The organism is Actinomycetospora sp. TBRC 11914, from assembly GCF_012933465.1.
Taxonomy (GTDB): Bacteria; Actinomycetota; Actinomycetes; order Mycobacteriales; family Pseudonocardiaceae; genus Actinomycetospora.
The window spans coordinates 187,089-203,557 of sequence record NZ_JABBND010000011.1; the positions used below are offsets into that span (position 1 = coordinate 187,089).

At 73.4% G+C, this 16,469-nt stretch carries 18 protein-coding genes; 7 read left to right on the forward strand and 11 right to left on the reverse strand.

Annotated elements, in window-relative coordinates; genetic code table 11:
• Positions 1-35: 35 nt before the first annotated feature.
• Positions 36-983 carry a Gfo/Idh/MocA family protein gene (locus tag HH311_RS18195; RefSeq protein WP_169185094.1) on the forward strand — a complete coding sequence of 316 codons (948 nt, stop codon included), beginning with the start codon at positions 36-38 and terminating at the stop codon, positions 981-983.
• Between the two features lie 2 nt (positions 984-985).
• The gene (locus HH311_RS18200; protein ID WP_169185095.1) at positions 986-1,417 is read left to right on the forward strand and encodes a nuclear transport factor 2 family protein; all 432 of its coding nucleotides are present in this window, start codon (positions 986-988) and stop codon (positions 1,415-1,417) included.
• A 3-nt stretch (positions 1,418-1,420) separates the two neighbouring features.
• Here HH311_RS18200 and HH311_RS18205 read toward each other — a convergent pair whose 3' ends face one another.
• Together HH311_RS18205 and HH311_RS18210 are read right to left on the reverse strand one after the other, a co-directional pair.
• Positions 1,421-1,852, reverse strand: a complete 432-nt coding sequence (locus HH311_RS18205; protein ID WP_169185096.1) for a heme-binding protein — start codon at positions 1,850-1,852, stop codon at positions 1,421-1,423.
• Positions 1,840-2,640: an amidohydrolase family protein gene (locus tag HH311_RS18210; RefSeq protein ID WP_169185097.1), complete on the reverse strand. Its 801-nt coding sequence runs from the start codon at positions 2,638-2,640 to the stop codon at positions 1,840-1,842. The genes HH311_RS18205 and HH311_RS18210 overlap by 13 nt, the downstream gene beginning before the upstream one ends.
• 78 nt (positions 2,641-2,718) lie before the next feature.
• Here HH311_RS18210 and HH311_RS18215 point away from each other — a divergent pair, with 78 nt between their 5' ends.
• The 3 genes from HH311_RS18215 (at position 2,719) to HH311_RS18225 (ending at position 5,452) form a co-directional block, all read left to right on the forward strand.
• Complete coding sequence (locus tag HH311_RS18215; protein WP_169185098.1) at positions 2,719-3,792, forward strand: hypothetical protein; 1,074 nt, start codon at positions 2,719-2,721, stop codon at positions 3,790-3,792.
• A 6-nt stretch (positions 3,793-3,798) separates the two neighbouring features.
• Complete coding sequence (locus HH311_RS18220) at positions 3,799-4,626, forward strand: hypothetical protein (protein WP_169185099.1); 828 nt, start codon at positions 3,799-3,801, stop codon at positions 4,624-4,626.
• Positions 4,627-4,786: 160 nt separating this feature from the next.
• The gene (locus HH311_RS18225) at positions 4,787-5,452 is read left to right on the forward strand and encodes an antibiotic biosynthesis monooxygenase (protein WP_169185100.1); all 666 of its coding nucleotides are present in this window, start codon (positions 4,787-4,789) and stop codon (positions 5,450-5,452) included.
• A 15-nt stretch (positions 5,453-5,467) separates the two neighbouring features.
• On the opposite strand, the gene HH311_RS18230 is transcribed toward HH311_RS18225, so the two are convergent.
• The 9 genes from HH311_RS18230 to HH311_RS18270 all read right to left on the reverse strand — a co-directional run bounded on the left by HH311_RS18230 (position 5,468) and on the right by HH311_RS18270 (position 14,439).
• Entirely contained in the window at positions 5,468-6,559 is a 1,092-nt protein-coding gene (locus HH311_RS18230) for an aromatic ring-hydroxylating dioxygenase subunit alpha (RefSeq protein WP_169185101.1), read from the reverse strand.
• A gap of 13 nt (positions 6,560-6,572) precedes the next feature.
• Positions 6,573-7,547, reverse strand: a complete 975-nt coding sequence (locus HH311_RS18235; RefSeq protein WP_169185102.1) for a PDR/VanB family oxidoreductase — start codon at positions 7,545-7,547, stop codon at positions 6,573-6,575.
• Between the two features lie 149 nt (positions 7,548-7,696).
• Positions 7,697-8,716: an amidohydrolase family protein gene (locus HH311_RS18240; RefSeq protein ID WP_169185103.1), complete on the reverse strand. Its 1,020-nt coding sequence runs from the start codon at positions 8,714-8,716 to the stop codon at positions 7,697-7,699.
• A complete protein-coding gene (locus HH311_RS18245) occupies positions 8,713-9,495 on the reverse strand; it encodes a DUF1932 domain-containing protein (protein WP_169185104.1) in 783 nt (260 codons plus the stop codon). The genes HH311_RS18240 and HH311_RS18245 overlap by 4 nt, the downstream gene beginning before the upstream one ends.
• A complete protein-coding gene (locus HH311_RS18250; protein ID WP_169185105.1) occupies positions 9,492-10,448 on the reverse strand; it encodes a VOC family protein in 957 nt (318 codons plus the stop codon). The genes HH311_RS18245 and HH311_RS18250 overlap by 4 nt, the downstream gene beginning before the upstream one ends.
• A 28-nt stretch (positions 10,449-10,476) precedes the next feature.
• The gene (locus tag HH311_RS18255) at positions 10,477-11,559 is read right to left on the reverse strand and encodes a 4-oxalomesaconate tautomerase (RefSeq protein WP_169185106.1); all 1,083 of its coding nucleotides are present in this window, start codon (positions 11,557-11,559) and stop codon (positions 10,477-10,479) included.
• Entirely contained in the window at positions 11,556-12,263 is a 708-nt protein-coding gene (locus HH311_RS18260) for a 4-carboxy-4-hydroxy-2-oxoadipate aldolase/oxaloacetate decarboxylase (protein ID WP_169185107.1), read from the reverse strand. The genes HH311_RS18255 and HH311_RS18260 overlap by 4 nt, the downstream gene beginning before the upstream one ends.
• Before the next feature lie 158 nt (positions 12,264-12,421).
• Entirely contained in the window at positions 12,422-13,075 is a 654-nt protein-coding gene (locus HH311_RS18265) for a GntR family transcriptional regulator (protein WP_169185108.1), read from the reverse strand.
• Between the two features lie 47 nt (positions 13,076-13,122).
• Positions 13,123-14,439, reverse strand: a complete 1,317-nt coding sequence (locus tag HH311_RS18270; protein WP_169185109.1) for an aromatic acid/H+ symport family MFS transporter — start codon at positions 14,437-14,439, stop codon at positions 13,123-13,125.
• 194 nt (positions 14,440-14,633) lie between these two features.
• Between HH311_RS18270 and HH311_RS18275 the strand changes: the two genes are divergently transcribed.
• Both HH311_RS18275 and HH311_RS33395 read left to right on the forward strand, forming a co-directional pair.
• Positions 14,634-15,308, forward strand: a complete 675-nt coding sequence (locus tag HH311_RS18275; protein WP_312030226.1) for a GntR family transcriptional regulator — start codon at positions 14,634-14,636, stop codon at positions 15,306-15,308.
• Between the two features lie 57 nt (positions 15,309-15,365).
• Positions 15,366-16,160: a GntR family transcriptional regulator gene (locus HH311_RS33395; protein WP_211190431.1), complete on the forward strand. Its 795-nt coding sequence runs from the start codon at positions 15,366-15,368 to the stop codon at positions 16,158-16,160.
• Positions 16,161-16,469 lie beyond the last annotated feature (309 nt).

The following is a 16,469-nucleotide window of genomic DNA, read 5'->3' on the forward strand; positions in this document are numbered from 1 at the left end:
TCCCCCGGCCAGCACACCGACCCCCAGGAGCCGCTGTGAAGATCGCGCTGATCGGCGAGGGCGCCCAGGGCCACACCTACGCGGAGGCGGCCGCCGCCGTGGGGGACCTGGAGATCGTCAGCGTCGCCGGCGGCTCCGCGACCGACGTCACCGAGTTCGCGGAGCGCTACGGGATCGCCGACCACGGGCTCTCCGTCGAGGCCGCGATCGAGCACCCGGGTGTCGACACCGTGATCGTCGGGTCCCCCTCCGCGCTGCACGTCGAGCACGCGCTCGCCGCCGTCAAGCGCGGCAAGCACGTGCTGGTGGAGATCCCCATGGCGCTCGACCTGGCCGGGGCCGAGGAGCTCGCCGACGCCGTCGACGCGGCCGGCGTCGTCGGCATGGTGGCCCACACCCGCCGCTACTCGCCGCTCTTCCGCGAGGTCCACCGCCGGGTCACCGCCGGGGAGCTCCACCTCCACCAGGCGATCTTCCACACGCTTTTCTTCCGCCGGCGCAACGTGAACCGGTTCGGCGTGCCCCGCACCTGGGTCGACGACCTGCTCTGGCACCAGGGCTGCCACACGCTGGACTTCTTCCACTGGCTCCACCCCGACCTGCGCACGGTGTGGGCCGCCGCGGGACCCGACCACTCCGAGCTGGCCACGACCATGGACATCGCGATGGTCCTGCAGGCCGGCGACGGGGCGCTGGTCACCGGCGGGCTGTCGTTCAACAACCACGGCCCGATCGACGTCGAGGTCCGCTTCATCGGCGAGGAGGAGACCCTCGTGCTCTCCCAGTCCTCGGGCGTGCTGCGCGACAGCGAGGGCACCGAGATCCTGCGCGACGACCGCTCGGCGTTCGCGAACCAGCTCACCGAGCTGCGCGATGCCGTCGACGAGGGCCGCGAGCCGCTCACCGGCGTGCGGGCCTGCGTCCCCGTCATGGCGCTGCTCGACCGGGCCCAGCGGTCGATCGACGAGCACCGGATCGTCTGACGGTGGACGACGACGCCCGGCGCGGCATCGAGTGGGACGCCACCCGGCACGTCCTGCGCTTCTATCGGGCGCTGGACGAGCGGACCCCGGGATCGTCGGCCGCGTACTTCGACGAGCACGGCACCTGGGAGCGGATGGGCACGCCGCACCACGGCCGCGCGGCCATCGACGCCGCGCTGGCGGCCCGCGACCCGCAGCTGGCGATCCGCCACGTCGTCTCGAACCTGGTCGCCGACGTCGAGGACGCCGACCACGTGACGGTCACGTCCTACGTCACGGTGTTCCTCGACCGCGACGCCGGCGAGGGACCCGGCCGGCTCGCCGCACCCAAGTCGATCTGGGCGAACACGACGACGCTCGTGCGCCGCGAGGCCGGCTGGCGGATCACCCGGCACGGCGGCCGGATCGTCATGACGCGACCCGACATCGCGTGAGGGTCAGCCGGCGGCGATCAGGCCGGCGGCGACGATGCCTGCCGCGCCGCACTCCTCGTCGAGGTCGGAGACGTCGCCGGTGACGCCGACGGCCCCGAGCACACCGCCGTCGGCGTCGAGGATCCGCACCCCGCCGGGCTCGGCCCAGAGCCGGCCGCCCGACGCGCCGTCGAGGAACTCGGCGAACCGCGGGCGCGGCTCCAGGAAGGTGCGCACCGCCCCGGAGCGCCCGAAGGACAGGGCGACCGCCGCGTAGGCCTTGCCCATCGCCATCTCGAACCGCAGCGCGCTGGCACCGTCGGCCTTCTTGAAGGCCTTGAGCAGGCCGGCGGCGTCGACGACGGCGACCGCCATCGGCCGCAGCCCCCGGGCGACGGCCTCGGCGAGGGTGGCGTCGATGACGGCGTCGGCCTGGGCCAGGGTCAGGTCGGGCACGGTCGGCCCTCCTCCGGATCGTCGAACTCGTAGAGCGCCTCAGGGTTCCCGACGAGGACCCGGCGCCGGCCGGCCTCGTCGGGCAGTGCCTCGCCGAGCCAGTCCAGGAGCTGCTCGGTGGTGGGCGGTGGGCCGTCGAGGGCCAGGTAGGGCCAGTCCGAACCCCAGACCGCGCGGCTCGGGGAGTGCTGGACGAGCAGCCGGGCGTAGGGCAGCGCGTCGGCCCAACCGCGGCGGAACGCGCCGGAGATCTTGACCCACACGCCGTCGTCGACCAGGTCGAGCAGGAGCCGGAAGCCCGCCTGCTCGGGACCGCGGGCCGCGTCCCAGGCGCGCAGCGCCATGTGGTCGACGACGACCGGGACGTCCAGCCGACCGAGCTCCGGCCCGAGCTCGGCCCACTCGTCGGCGGACATCGGGTAGTACGCGAGGTGCCAGCCGGCGTCGGCGGCGAGCGCCGCGGCGTCCCGGAGGCGGGCGCCCGTCGCCGGGGTGCCGCCGAGTCCGGAGAGCCGGACGCCGCGCACCCCGGCCTCGTGCAGCGCGGGCACCGTGGCCGGCTCGACGGCCGCGACCGAGACGACCCCGCGGGCGGCGACGCCGAGCCGCGGGAGGGCCCGGAGCAGGACGGTGGGGTCGGCGCCGTCGGCGGCGGCCTGCACGACGACCGCCCGGTCGGCACCCACCGCGCCGAGGTGCCGCCGGGCGTCGTCGACCGCGGCGTCGGGCCCGGGTCGTCCGCGGACGACGTGGAGGTGGGCGTCGCAGAGACGCCGGATCGGACCCACGCGGATACGATGACACAAGTCTTAGCCATCGGCTAAAGTCGGTTCCCCCGGCACCGGAGTCGAGACAGGAGCCCACCCATGGCGCAGATCGTCCTCGGCGTCGCCGCCCCCCACTCCCCGCTGCTCGCCGTCCGGCCCGACCAGTGGGAGCTGCCCGACGGTGAGGCGGCCGTGGGCGGCGGGACCACGTCGTCGACGTTCCCTCCCCCGAGCCGCCACCACGGGCGGTTCCTCCTGCGCGGCGAGGTCCTCGACCACGCCGGGCTCGCGGCGGCCCGCGCCGGCGAGGGCTGGGAGGAGCGCTGCACCCCGGACGCACGCCAGGACGCCTACGACCGGTGCCTGGCCGCGCAGGAGCGCCAGGCCGAAGCCCTCCTCGGGGCGGACCTCGACGCCATGGTGATCATCGGGGACGACCACCTCGAGTGGTTCGGCCACGGGGTGACGCCGAGCTTCATGATCTACAACGGTGAACGCGTCACCAACTTCGCCCTCACGCCCGCGCAGCGTGAGCACGGCGTCGGCGTCCACAACAACCCCATCCGGCACGCCGGTCAGCTCGTCAACCGACCCCCGGAGGACACCGACTACCCCCTGCACCCCGAGCTGGCCGAGCACCTCGTGCGCTCGGTCGTCGCCGACCACATCGACATCGCCGAGTGCCGGAACCAGCCGGTCGGGCCGGACGGCGCGGTCCTCAACCTCCCCTACGCCTTCACCTTCGTGCAGCGCCGCATCCTCTCCGACCGGCTGCTGCCGATGGTGCCGGTCATGGTCAACGCGTACTTCCCGCCCATCCAGCCGACGGCGCGGCGGTGCTTCGAGTTCGGGCAGGCGCTGGGCCGGGCGATCCGGTCGTGGGACCGGCCGGACCGGATCGCGGTGGTGGCCGCCGGCGGGATGTCGCACGTGGTGATCGACGAGGAGCTCGACCGGCTCGTCCTGGACTCCCTGGCCCACCGCAAGCACGGCGACCTCACGGCGCTCCCGGAACCGTGGCTGCAGGGCGGCAACTCCGAGCTCAAGGAGTGGATCACCACCGCCGGGGTGCTCGCCGACAGCGCCCTCGAGTTCCGCGAGCTGGACTACACGCAGGTCGTGCGCTCGGAGGCCGGGACCGGCCAGGGCATGGGCTACGGGATCTGGTCCTAGGCGGCCATGGTCACGGTCGCCGACGTCCGCGAGCGGCTCCGGGATCGTCCCGTCGACCTCGAGGTCGGGCAGCACCGCGCCGACCTCGTCCGGGAGGCGCGGTTCCGCGGACCCGGCGGTTCCCGCGCCGACGCGCTCCTCGTCGAGCCGAACGGGGAGGCCACCGCCGCGGCGCTGCTCGTGCACCCCGCCTCCGGGGACCGGACCAGCCTCCTCCCCGACGCCCTCGACCTCGCCGCCCACGGCGTCCGCTGCCTCCTGCCCCAGCTGGCTCCGGAACGCGTGCACGACGCCGAGGCGGGCGTCGCCTCCCGCGTCGGGTGGATCGAGACGCTCTGCCTCGGCCTCGCCGCCCTGCGGGCCTGCTCCCCGGACGGGGTGCCGGTCGGGTACGTCGGCCAGAACCTCGGGGGGACGCTCGCCGGCGCGGTCGCCGCCGTCGACGGCGGGCTCGTCGCGGCCGTCACGGCCGCCGCGCTCCCGGACATGGGCGAGTTCTTCGCCTCCTCACCGCACCCGGTCGCCGAGGACCGGCGGACACGACACGGCCTCGCGACCGTCCTCGTCGTCCGGGAGGGCACAGCGGCGCTGGAACTGGTGGCGACCGCCGGTGCGGCCCCGGGCACCCGGTGGTTCCTGCAGCTCGGCGGCCGGGACGACTGGCTGCCGACCGACGAGACGGTCGAGGCCTACCGCCGGCGACTCCCCGACGCGGAGATCGCGGTCTACCCGACGGCCGGCCACGGCCTCGCGATCCCGGAGGCCAGGACCGACCGCGTCGGCTGGCTCCGCCGTCACCTCGCCGCCTCGGCGACGGCGCGGTCGTCGTCGTGACCCGTGGGGCGTCGGGCCGTCGGCGGGAAAGCGCGCACGGTCGGCGGTCCGACGACTCCCGGCGCCGGGCAGGGGCTGCGATGCTCCCGTGACCGTGCCCGGTGGAGCCGCCGGCTCGGGGCGTCGGCAGGGGCATCGAGGCGGACCACGGGAGAGCGTCATGTTCGCGGTGCTGTTCGAGGTGAACCCGGACCCCGATCGCTGGGACGACTACCTGGGGCGCGCCGCGTTGTTGCGCCCCGAGCTCGAACGGATCGACGGCTTCGTCGAGAACATCCGGTACCGCAGTCTGACCCGGGACGGGTGGATCCTGTCGCTGTCGACCTGGCGCGACGAGAAGTCCCTGGTCCGCTGGCGGACGCGGGCACGCCACCACGACGTCCAGCAGCAGGGCCGCGACGAGATCCTCGCCGGCTACCGCCTGCGGGTGGGTCAGCTCACCGGCGACACCCACCTGCCCGCGGGCCACGAGTTGCTCGAGCAGCGGCTCGACGAGACGGCGGGCACGGCCACGACCGTCGAGGTCGCGACGGCACGCCACCGCGCCGAGGAGGTCACGGCGGCGACCGCGCCCGAGGTCGCCTCGTGGCTGGGACTCGTCCCCGACGCGGCGGGTCTGGTCGCGTGGGACGTCTTCGACGCCGTGCTCGAGCCCGGCGACGTCGTCCTGATGACGTCCTGGAAGGACCACGCGTCGGCCCGGGCCCACGAGGCCGCCGTCGAGGGGCGGCGCGGGACGCGACGGCGGCGGGTGCGCGTCGTGCGCGACTACGGCCTCGCCGACCGGTACGAGGCTCCCCAGTACTACCCCGACGTCACCCGGTGAGCGGCGAGCACGTCCTCAGTTCTCCTTCCTGGCCAGCCGGAACAGGATCCGGCGGGCCATGAGCCCGGGCTTGTCGGTGGCGAAGCTGAGCTCGATGTGCGGGTCGGCGTCGTTCCGGACGACGTCCATGATCCATTCGAGGGCCTCGAGGTCCTCGGAGTAGGCCTGCTCGTGCGCCTCGACCATGAACCGGTCGATCGCCGGGTCACGGGGCCGGTAGTCCCGGGAGACGAACCACCAGTAGTGGATGGCGGTGTTCGACTCCGGGGTGAAGCAGTGGGTGATGTTGTAGCGGTAGAGACCGGGCTTGCCGGGATCGGGGTCGTGGTCGGTGATCCGGGCGAAGGCGGTGTGCACCGCGGGCGAGACGAAGCGGGCCTCGGAGCTGCGGTCGATCCGCTTGTGCATGATCTCGGCCGGGCGCCCGTAGACCCCGGGCGGCGCGCAGTCGGAGAGCTCGCGGCGGATGACGACCTGGTCGTGCTCGGTGGTGGCGGTGAGCTTCGAGCGGGCGTACTCCGGGGTCCCGACGGTGCCGGGGTGCAGGAACGGGAAGTGGGTCTGGTCGATGAGGTTCTCGTGCATCGAGACGTAGTCGGCCTCGATGTGGAAGTGCCCGGTGACCGTGCCCCACTCGACGTCGTCGGAGAGCCACGGGAGGTCGGGGATCAGGGACTCGTCGGCGAGGTCGGGGGCGCCGACCCAGATCCAGGTGACCGGCCCGCGGTCGACGACGGGGTAGGTCCGCACCGTCACCGTCGACGGCGTGCTGGACAGCGCCGGCATGTTGACGCACACGCCGTCGGCCTCGAACTCCATGCCGTGGTACCCGCAGATCAGGCGGTCACCCTCGAGCGTGCCCCTGGCCAGCGGGAAGGAGCGGTGCGGGCAGCGGTTGCGCATGGCGACGGGCTCGCCGGCCTCGGTGCGGTAGAGCACCACGTCGGCGCCGACGAGCTTGCGGGCCAGCGGGGTGCGGCCGATCTCGTCGGCGCGGGCCGCGACGTACCAGCAGTTGCGCACCAACGGGGTGGCGTGGGTGGCGAAGTTGCCCGGCTCGTGGGGCTCCATCGCGCCGAGGACGGTCTCGTCGGTGGTGAGGGTCATCTCCGGGCCTCCTTCAGCTGAGGTCGAGGTCGACGAGGCCGCCCTTGGCCCGTGAGCAGCAGATCGTGAGCTGGGTGGATGCGCAGCGTTCGTCGATCGTCAGGTAGCTGTCGCGGTGGTCGATGCCCTCGTGGGGGTCGAGCACGTCGGTGAGGCACAGGCCGCACTCGCCGCGGCGACAGTCGGACAGGGTGTCGACGCCGGCGCGCTCGAGGGCGTCGAGGATCGTGGTGCCGGCGCCGACCTCGACGACCCGGCCGGTCGCCAGGCGGACGGCGAAGTCGGTGTCCTCGGGGCGGTGGGCGGCGTTGAACACCTCGTAGCGCACCCGGTCCGGGTCCCAGCCGCGCGCGACGGCGGCGTCGCGCAGTCCGTCGATCATCGGGCCGGGGCCGCAGACGTACACCGTGGTCCCCGGTGGCTGCCACGCCAGCAGTGCGTCGAGGTCCGGATGGCCGTCGCGACGACCCTCGTGGATCGTCACGGCGTCGCCGCCCATGGCCTCGACCTCGTCGACGTAGGCCATCGCGGCCCGGTCGAGCCCCCCGTAGAACACGGTGAAGCTCTGCCGGCGCACCAGCAGCGAGCGCATCATCGCCAGGATCGGGGTGATCCCGATGCCGCCGGCGACGAGCAGGACGTGCGGCAGGTTGCGGGCCAGCCGGAACGAGCCGATCGGCCGGGAGACCGTCACGCGGGTCCCGGGGCGGAAGTGCTGGTGGATGTACGACGAGCCGCGGGAGCGGTCCTCCCGCTGGACGGCGATCCGCCAGAACGGCTCGTGCGCCTCGTCCAGCGACAGCGGCCCGACGACGGAGTAGTGGCGCAGGAACCGGCCCCGGCTGCCGCCGAACCGCAGCTCGAGGTGGCTCCCCGCCTCGGCCATCGGCAGGGGGCGGCCGTCCGCCGCGCCGAGGGTGAGCTCGGCGATGCGCTCGGTCAGCGACCGCCGTCCCAGCACCACGGCGTCGAGGTACCTGTCGTTCATGCTCACTCCGTCTGCGGCATCCGTGGCGCGCGAGGGTGGTTGCTCGGGAACCGGCCCCGCGAGGGCGACCCGGTGATGGGAGACACGCTACGTCCCTGACAACTCTCGTCACAAGATGCGTGACGTAATTGTTGACAATAAGTCGGGGGTCAGCGTCCCTGGCGGCGCAGGAGGGCGTCGAGGCGCGGGTAGACGCGCCGGGCGTTGCGCTCGTAGACCTTCTCCCGGTCCTCGGGCTCGAGCTTGAGCGCGTCGACGTAGCGGCGGGTGTCGTCGAAGTGGTGCCCGGACCGCGGATCGATCCCGCGGACCGCGCCGACCATCTCCGAGCCGAACAGGACGTTGTCGGTCTCGATGACCTCGAAGAGCAGGTCGATGCCGGGCTGGTGGTAGACGCAGGTGTCGAAGAAGACGTTGCCCATCACCGCGTCCTCCACGGGCGGGCGGCCGAGCATGTCGGCCAGCCCGCGGAAGCGGCCCCAGTGGTAGGGCACGGCGCCGCCGCCGTGCGGGATGACCAGCCGCAGCTCGGGCAGGTCGCGGAACAGGTCGCCCTGCACGAGCTGCATGAACGCGGTGGTGTCGGCGTTGAGGTAGTGCGAGCCGGTGGCGTGGAAGTTCGGGTTGGTGACCGCCGAGACGTGCACCATCGCCGGGACGTCGAGCTCGACCAGGGCCTCGTAGAACGGGTACCAGGACCGGTCGGTCAGCGGCGCGGAGGTCCAGTGCCCGCCGGAGGGGTCGGGGTTGAGGTTGGCCCCGACGAACCCCAGCTCCTCGACACAGCGGCGGAGCTCGGTGATCGAGTGCTCGATCGGCACGCCCGGCGACTGCGGCAGCTGGCAGACCCCGGCGTAGTGCTGGGGGAACAGGTCGACGACGCGGGCGACGAGGTCGTTGCAGGCGCGGGTCCAGGCGGTGCTGACCGCCTCGTCGCCGCGGTGGTGGCCCATCGCGGACGCGCGCGGGGAGAAGATCGTCAGGTCGATCCCGCGCTCGCTCATCAGCGGCAGCTGGCTGCCCTCGATGCTCTCCCGGATCTCCTCGTCGGAGATGTCGGGGTAGAGCGGCGCCGGCTCCCCGGCGTCGAACGCCGCGGTCTGGGCCTCGCGCCAGGAGGTGTGCGCGGCCGGGGCGGTGGTGTAGTGGCCGTGGCAGTCGATGATCACGCGGACCCTCCCTGGTCACGGATCGCGGCGAGCAGGTCGTGGGCGGCGGTGGCGACGCGGGGCTCGACCTCCAGCTCGCGCAGCTGCTCGGCGGCGGCCGCCATCTCGTCGGTCCGACGACGGGCGTGGCGGTGCGTGCCGTCGACCAGCCGGTCCAGCGAGTCCTCGGTGAACCCGGCGAGCTCGCTCGCGATGTCCTCGGCGAGCCAGCTCTCGCAGCCGGCCGCCTTCGCGCCCTCGAGGGCCTCGACCACCGCCGCGGCGAGGCCCTTGTAGAACACGCTGCGCAGCAGCTTGCGGGAGATCGCGGTTCCGGCCGGGCCGGGCTGCACGGTGACCTCGGCGCCGAGGGGCCGCAGCATCGCCGCGTAGCCCTCGGCGGCCTCGCCGGAGACGAGCATCGGGGTCCGCAGGCCCTTGCCCGGCACGGGCGACATCAGGGCGACGTCGACGACGTCGGCCGCACCGGCCGCCGTCGTCACCAACTCCGCCTTGACCCCGGGCGAGGCGGTGTTGAGGTCCGCCCAGATCGTGCCCGGGGCCAGACCGGGGAGGGCGTTCGTCAGGGCGGTCAGGGCGTCGTGGGAGCTGTTGACCGACAGCACGAGCTCGGCGTCGCGGACGGCGTCGGCCTCGTCGGCCCGGGCGGTGATGCCGCCGGCCGGCGTGACCTTCGGGTCGTACCCGCGGACGTCCGCGCCGGCGGCGACGAGGTCGGCGGCGATGTCCGAGCCGGCCTCGCCCAGCCCGAGCAGCGCCACCCGCAGCGGGGCGCTCATGCGCTCTCACCGACCGGCGGGGTGCCGTGGGTGTGGAAGGACGCGATGGTCTTCAGCCCCCAGGCCTGGCCCTTCGCCCGCTCGGCCTCGGTCCAGTCCACCGGCTGCCAGTCCGGGGCGAGCACCAGCCGCGCCCCGGCGTTGCACAGCTCGATGCGGTTGCCGCCGGGCTCGTAGACGTAGAGGAAGAACGTCTGCTGGATGGCGTGCTTGTGCGGGCCGGTCTCGATGAACACGCCCTGGTCGAGCGCGATGTCGGCGGCCCGCAGGATGTCCGCGCGGGTGTCGGTCGCGAAGGCGATGTGGTGCAGCCGCCCCGGGGTCGCGGTCCAGTCGCGGGTGTAGACGGCGTCGTAGCCCTTGTTGGTGAAGGTGGTCCAGCTCCCGGCGATGGTGCCGTCGTCGAGCACGATCTGCTCGGTGACCAGCGCGCCGAGGGTGTCCCGCAGGTAGTCCCGGTTCGGCACGACCTCCACGCCGAGGAAGTTCACGTGGTCCAGGCGCCGCACACACACCCCGCGGCCCGGGTAGGCCTGGGCCTGGTTCTTCAGCGACGGCGCGAGCCCGGCCGGCGCGGAGTACCACTCCGACTCGTAGTAGATGCCGAACTCGTGGCCGTCCGGGTCGCGGAAGAGGTAGGTGGGGCCGACGCCGGGGTCGCCGTCGACCCAGCCGACGCCGTGGCCGCCGGCCTCGATCTCCTTGACCCGCCGCTCGAGCGCCTCGGGGCTGGCCGCGCGGACGTTGGTGCGCCCGATGCCGGAGGTCTCGTGGGCGGTGAGCTTGATGGTGGTCTGCTCGTAGTCGTCGAAGGCGTGCAGGAACACCGAGTCGCCGGCCGTCCCGGTGACGGTCAGGCCGAGGTAGTCGGTGAAGAACGCGACCGACTCGTCGAGGACGGGCGTGCGCAGCTCGAGGTGGGCGAGGTGGGCGACCTCGTGCATGGGAGGCATGTCGTTCTCCGGAGGGATGCGGGGTGGCTCAGGCGCGGGGGAAGGCGGTGCCGTCGAAGAGCTTGCGGGCGGTGCGGACCACGCCGGAGCGCTCGACGCGGGGCGGGGTGGCGGTGGTGTCGACGACGACGTCGACCAGGAAGTGACCGGTGGGGTGCTCGACGTCGACCCGGCTGGAGTCGGCGGGCCAGCCCGCGGTCAGCTCGTGGCCGACGGCGTCGGGCAGCAGCATCCCGGTGACCACGCTGACCGCGGCGAGCACACCGATCGCGGTGTGCGGGGCGACCGGGATGAACGAGCGGGTCGCCACCTGCCCGCCGTCGGTCGGCGGGGCGAGCAGCACGGTCTTGGGCACCGAGGAGGCGCTCACGTCGCCGAGGCCCATGAGCGCGCCGGCCTTGGCGCGGAAGGCGTCGACCCGCTGCGCCAGGGCGGTGTCGGCGGCGAGCTCCTCGTGGGTCTCGTGGCCGGTCAGCCCGAACGCCGACGCCAGGGCGAGGACCACGGGCATGCCGTTGTCGACGCAGGTGACCTCGACGCCGTCGACGGTGTCCCGGACGTGGCCGGTCGGCAGGAGGGCACCCGTCGTCGAGCCCTCGGTGTCGGTGAAGGCCAGCGTGATCCCGGCGGCGGTGCCCGGGACCCCGGCGATCGCCACGTCACCGCGGTAGGTCACCCGGCCGCCCGGGGTGGGGACGGTGGCGACCGCGACGCTGTCGGAGTTGACCATGCGGATGCGCACCGTCGTCTCGGCGTCGGTCGCCGGCACCAGGCCACGTTCGATCGCGAAGGGGCCGACGCCGGCGAGGATGTTGCCGCAGTTCTGGGCGTGCGAGACGGTCGCCTCGGCCACCCCGAGCTGCAGGAACAGGTAGTCGACGTCGGCGTCGTCGCGCGGCGAGGGCGAGACCACCGCGACCTTGCTCGTCAGCGACGTAGCCCCGCCCAGCCCGTCGATCTGGCGCGGGTCGGGGGTCCCCATCAGCCGCAGCAGCAGATCGTCGCGGACGGCCGGATCGGTCGGTAGGTCGGCCGCGGTGAAGTACAGGCCCCGCGAGGTGCCGCCGCGCAGCATGGTGGTGCGGACACCGGTCTCGTCGTCGCCGCTCATCGTCCGTCCCGGGCCTGGTGGTCCTCGTACGAGAGGTACTCCAGGCCGAACTCCTTGAGCCGGTCGCGCAGGCCGTAGCGGTCGAGGCCGAGCTCGCCGGCCTGGAAGGCCGCCCGGGAGGCGGCCTCCTTCTCGACGCGCGCCTGGGAGGCCGACAGTGCGCGGGAGACGTCGCCGCGGGGGACGACCATGACGCCGTCGTCGTCGGCCACCACGACGTCGCCGGGCCGCACCAGCTGCCCGCCGAGGGTGACCGGGACGTTGACCGCGCCGGCGGTGGCCTTGACGGTGCCCTGCGCCGAGACCGCGCGGGACCAGGCGGGAAAGCCCATCTCGCGCAGCTCGGCGACGTCGCGCACCCCCGAGGCGAGGACGACACCGCGGACCCCGCGGTGGGCCAGCGCGGTCGCGAACAGCTCACCGAAGAGGCCGTCGGTGGTGGGTGAGTTCGTCGCGACCACCAGCACGTCCCCGGGCCGGCACTGCTCGACGGCCACGTGGATCATCAGGTTGTCCCCGGGCCAGCACAGCACGGTCACCGCGGTGCCGCCGATCCGCGCGCCGGCCCAGGCGGGGCGGAACTCCGGGCCCAGGTACCCGACGCGGCCCAGCGCCTCGTGCACCGTCGCGACCCCGTACTCCCCCAGCGCCGCCGCGTCCTCGACGTCCGCCCGCGGCGGATCGGTCACCACGACCGTCTCCATGGCTGTCTCCTTCGTCGGTCCGGGGCGCCGGGTGCGCTGGCTCCAGCGTCGATTCTGTCGTCATTATTGTCAACAGTTTTGGCCAAAGGTGGCCTGCGGCCTCGTGAGCACTAAGTGTCGCTATACCGACACTTAGTGCTCACGAGCGCGGAGCGCACCTAGCTGGAGCCCACCTGCGGGAGGGTCTCGATCACGCTGGCGAGGTGGTCGCGCATCGCGGTCTCGGCGCGCCGGGGATCGCGGGCACGGATGGCCTCGATGATCTCCAGGTGCTGCGGGAGCGACACCGCGGCGCGGCCGGGCAGCAGGGCCAGGCGGAACTGGTGGCGGACGTTCTGGCCGCGCAGCCGCTCGAGCACGGATTCGGCGACGTGCTGACCGCTCGCCGTCCGCACCGTGGCGTGGAGCCGGCGGTTGAGCTCGGAGTACCCGAGCACGTCGCCGTCGGCGACCGCCCGCCTCATGGCGTCGGCGATCTCGCGCAGGACCGCGAGGTCCTCGTCGGTGGCCCGTTCCGCGGCCTTGGCCGCGCAGAGCGCCTCGACGGCCATCCGGACCTCGGAGATCTCGATGGCCTCCTCCAGCGAGACCGCGCGGACCCGCGCGCCGCGGTTGGCGACGCGCTCGACGAGACCTTCGCCGGTCAGCTGGGTCAGCACCGCCCGGATCGCGGAGCGGCTGACCCCGAACTGCAGGGACAGGTCGGCCTCGACGAGGCGCTGGTTGGGCATGAACTGCCCGTCGAGGATGGCGTGGCGGACCCGCTCGAGGACGTCGCCACGCTCCCCGGAGGGATCGGTCCCGGCGCTCATCGGTGACCTCATCTCCCGCACGACGGACCCGACGATGCCCTCGGACACTACGCGAGCACCGCCTCGCGCGACTCGGCCTGCACGGGCCGCCGGCGCGGGACCAGCGCCGTCGAGACCGCCCCGAGCACCGCCGCCGCCGCGAAGACCCCGAAGCCCCACGTGGACGCGCCGGAGGCGACCAGCAGACCACCCAATGAGGGCCCCACGATGGCGCCGACCCGACCGACCCCCGAGGCCCAGCCCAGCGCGGTGCCGCGCGCCGAGGGCCCGAAGGAGGCACCGACGAACGCATAGATCATCGTCTGGGCACTGAAGAGCCAGGTCCCGGTGAAGAAGACGACGGCGTAGGTGGCGATCAGCGGCATCTTCACCGCGAGCAGGCACAGGCCGACCGCGGTCAGCACGAACCAGATCACCGCGACCGGACGGGCCCCGAACCGATCGGCCAGCGGGCCGGCGATGAGCAGCCCGACGATGCCGCCGAGGTTCACCACGACCAGGAACGCGACCGCGGAGCCCAGCTCGTAGCCGTTGGACCGCATCATCGTCGGCAGCCAGGTGCTCATGCCGTAGACGAGCAGGAGACCGAAGAACGAGGCGATCCAGAAGAGCACGGTCGCCCGCCGCGAGCCGTGCGCGAACAGCGCGCGCAGGCCGACGTCGGCCGAGCGCCGGTCCTCGTCGGCGGGCGTCAGGGACGCGACGTCGACGCCGTGGCGCTCGGCGAGCGCCGCGAGCTCGCTCCGTCGGCCGCGGGCGAGGAGGAAGCTCGGGGACTCGGGCAACCAGGCCAGGAGGGCGGGCACGGCGACCAGCAGCGGGACCGCGCCGAGCATGAACACCCCGCGCCAGCCCAGGGAGGCCGCCAGCGCGAGACCGAGGGTTCCGGCGAGCGCGCCGCCCGCCTGGTGGGCGGTCATGACGACCGCCACCGACAGCGCCTTCCGCCGCGGCGCGGCGTACTCCATGGCCATCGTGATCGCGGTCGGCAGGAGCCCGCCGAGCCCGAGTCCGGCCACGAACCGGGCCACCCCGAACACCGCGAGGGTCGGCGCGAGCCCGGTGGCCAACGAGGCGAGCGAGAACACCGTCACCCCCAGCACCAGACCCATGCGGCGCCCGAGGCGGTCGGTGACGAAGCCGGAAGCGAGGGCCCCGAGCAGCATCCCGAAGGTGGTCAGGCTCGCGACCTCGCCGGCGACGACGGGGGTGAGGCCCACCGCGTGCTCGGAGAGCAGGCGCGGCAGCACGGCGCCGAACACGAACAGGTCGAGCCCGTCGAGCAGCACGACGAACCAGCACAGCGCGGTGACCCGGATCGACAGCCGGGACGTCGAGCGCGTCGGGTCCAGGGCAGAGGACATCGGCGTTCCTCTCGGAGGCAGGGGGGAGGGAGCCGCGACGCGGGTGCGACCTGCGTCACCGACAGCGCCGTACGCTAGCTCACACCAATATCCACAACAAGCACGGCGCCATGATTGTTGACAAACAATCCGCCGATCCATCGCTCCGGCCGATCGTTAACGATCCTGTGGACGATTCGCGTACAGTCGCCGTCGTGCCGAGGACCGAAGCGACGAGCGATGGCCTGCTCAGCGGCAGCCCCGGGCGCGACGTCGCCGAGAAGGGACTGCGCGAGGCGATCACCCGCGGCACCATCGCTCCCGGGCACCGGCTCGTCGAGGCCGAGCTGAGCGAGCAGTACGGCGTCACGCGCAACAGCGCGCGGCTGGCGCTCGACGCGCTCGCCGCCGAGGGTCTGGTCGAGCGGATCCCCAACCGCGGCGCCCGCGTCCGCACGGTGTCGACGGCCGAGGCCGTGGAGATCATGGAATGCCGCATGGTCCTCGACGGCCTGCTCTCCGCCAAGGCCGCCGAGCTCGCCGACGACGACCAGGTCGCGCGCCTGCTGGGCAACCGGGAGCTGATGCGGCGGGCCGTGGCCGAGCGCGAGCTCCTGCGCTACTCCGAGCTCATCCAGAACCACCACGCACTGGTGCGCGAGGCCGCGCGGCACCCCATCGCCTCCGAACTGGTCCAGCGGCTCGCCGCGCAGATCGTGCGCCACCAGTTCCAGCTCTCGCTGCGCCCGGGCCGGGCCGAGCAGTCGCTCGCCGAGCTCGAGCGTGTCGTGGACGCCATCGTCGCGCGCGATCCCGCCGCGGCCGACGCCGCCGCCCGCGAGCACCTCGGCGGGGTCATCGCCGCGGTGCGCGAGGAAGCGCTCGTCTGACCCGGCGCCGGTCTCCGTCCCCGGCGACCATCGCGCCGGGCGCGCGCCGCCGCCGCGGTGGCCCGTGCCGTCGAGGCGCGCCGCCCGGGCACCCGCCCCGACCTCGCGACGACCGCTCGACGCATTGCTGGCAGGATCGTTGACAATCTTGCCAACAGCTTCGTACGCTCCTCCCACAGCGCCACACCGATCGGGGAAGTCCGGGAGGGAGGGATCGTCATCGCCGCACCACACCGGGACGCCGCCGAGAGCCGACTGCGCGCCGGGATCGCCCGCGGTGACCTGCCACCGGGCTACCGACTGATCGAGTCGGCCCTGGTGGAGTCGTACGGCACGACCCGCAGCAGCATCCGCCTGGCCATCGAGACCCTCATCACCGAGGGCCTGGTGGAGCGCGTCCCGAACCGCAGCGCCCGGGTCCGCGTCGTCTCCCGGCAGGAGGCCGTGGCGATCGCCGAGTGCCGCATGGTGCTCGAGAGCCTGCTCGCGCGGCGGGCCGCCGAGCGCATCACCGACGAGGAGATCACCGTTCTGCGCACGCAGGTGGGACAGATGGCGCGGGCGCTCGCCGAGGGCGACCTGGCCGGCTACTCCACGCTGATCGCCACATTGCACGCCACGATCCGGGCGGCGGCCCGGCAGCCGACCGCGACCGAGCTCGTGGACCGGCTGGCCGCGCAGATCGTGCGCCACCAGTTCCAGCTCTCCCTGCGTCCGGGTCGCGCGCCGCGCTCCTTCGCCGAGCTCGGCGAGGTGGTCGAGGCGGTCACCGCGCGCGATCCGGACCGGGCGGACGCGGCGGCCCGCCGGCACTTCCGCGCCGTCATCGACGCTCTCCGCGGCGGCGACTGACCCGTCTGCCGGACGAGCTCCGCCCTGCTCACACGAGCTCCACAGGGCACAACCGAAGATCACTGCCTAGATTGTCAATAATCCTGCTGTCGTTCTTGTTGTTGATTATGGTGTGAGCTAGCGTACGTCGCTACCACGTCGTGTGGCCCAGATCGCACCGGCACGGTCCGGGAGGAATCCGCGCTCCCGGGCCCATCCGCTTTCTGAGCTCGCTCAGACGCCGTCCGTCCCTCGGGACCAGGCGGCCACCGGCCCGCGCACCTCGCGGGGACACCGGCCCGCGACCGCGGTACGCGCGGCGCCCCGCCC

What these genes read in the sequence shown, in the direction of transcription:
- HH311_RS18215 (WP_169185098.1), top strand. Translation starts at nt 2,719, where the DNA reads ATGGCGCAGATCGTCCTCGGCGTCGCCGCCCCCCACTCCCCGCTGCTC.
- HH311_RS18220 (WP_169185099.1), top strand. Translation starts at nt 3,799, where the DNA reads ATGGTCACGGTCGCCGACGTCCGCGAGCGGCTCCGGGATCGTCCCGTC.
- HH311_RS18225 (WP_169185100.1), top strand. Translation starts at nt 4,787, where the DNA reads ATGTTCGCGGTGCTGTTCGAGGTGAACCCGGACCCCGATCGCTGGGAC.
- HH311_RS18230 (WP_169185101.1), bottom strand. Translation starts at nt 6,559, where the DNA reads ATGACCCTCACCACCGACGAGACCGTCCTCGGCGCGATGGAGCCCCAC.
- HH311_RS18235 (WP_169185102.1), bottom strand. Translation starts at nt 7,547, where the DNA reads ATGAACGACAGGTACCTCGACGCCGTGGTGCTGGGACGGCGGTCGCTG.
- HH311_RS18245 (WP_169185104.1), bottom strand. Translation starts at nt 9,495, where the DNA reads ATGAGCGCCCCGCTGCGGGTGGCGCTGCTCGGGCTGGGCGAGGCCGGC.
- HH311_RS18250 (WP_169185105.1), bottom strand. Translation starts at nt 10,448, where the DNA reads ATGCCTCCCATGCACGAGGTCGCCCACCTCGCCCACCTCGAGCTGCGC.
- HH311_RS18255 (WP_169185106.1), bottom strand. Translation starts at nt 11,559, where the DNA reads ATGAGCGGCGACGACGAGACCGGTGTCCGCACCACCATGCTGCGCGGC.
- HH311_RS18260 (WP_169185107.1), bottom strand. Translation starts at nt 12,263, where the DNA reads ATGGAGACGGTCGTGGTGACCGATCCGCCGCGGGCGGACGTCGAGGAC.
- HH311_RS18265 (WP_169185108.1), bottom strand. Translation starts at nt 13,075, where the DNA reads ATGAGCGCCGGGACCGATCCCTCCGGGGAGCGTGGCGACGTCCTCGAG.
- HH311_RS18270 (WP_169185109.1), bottom strand. Translation starts at nt 14,439, where the DNA reads ATGTCCTCTGCCCTGGACCCGACGCGCTCGACGTCCCGGCTGTCGATC.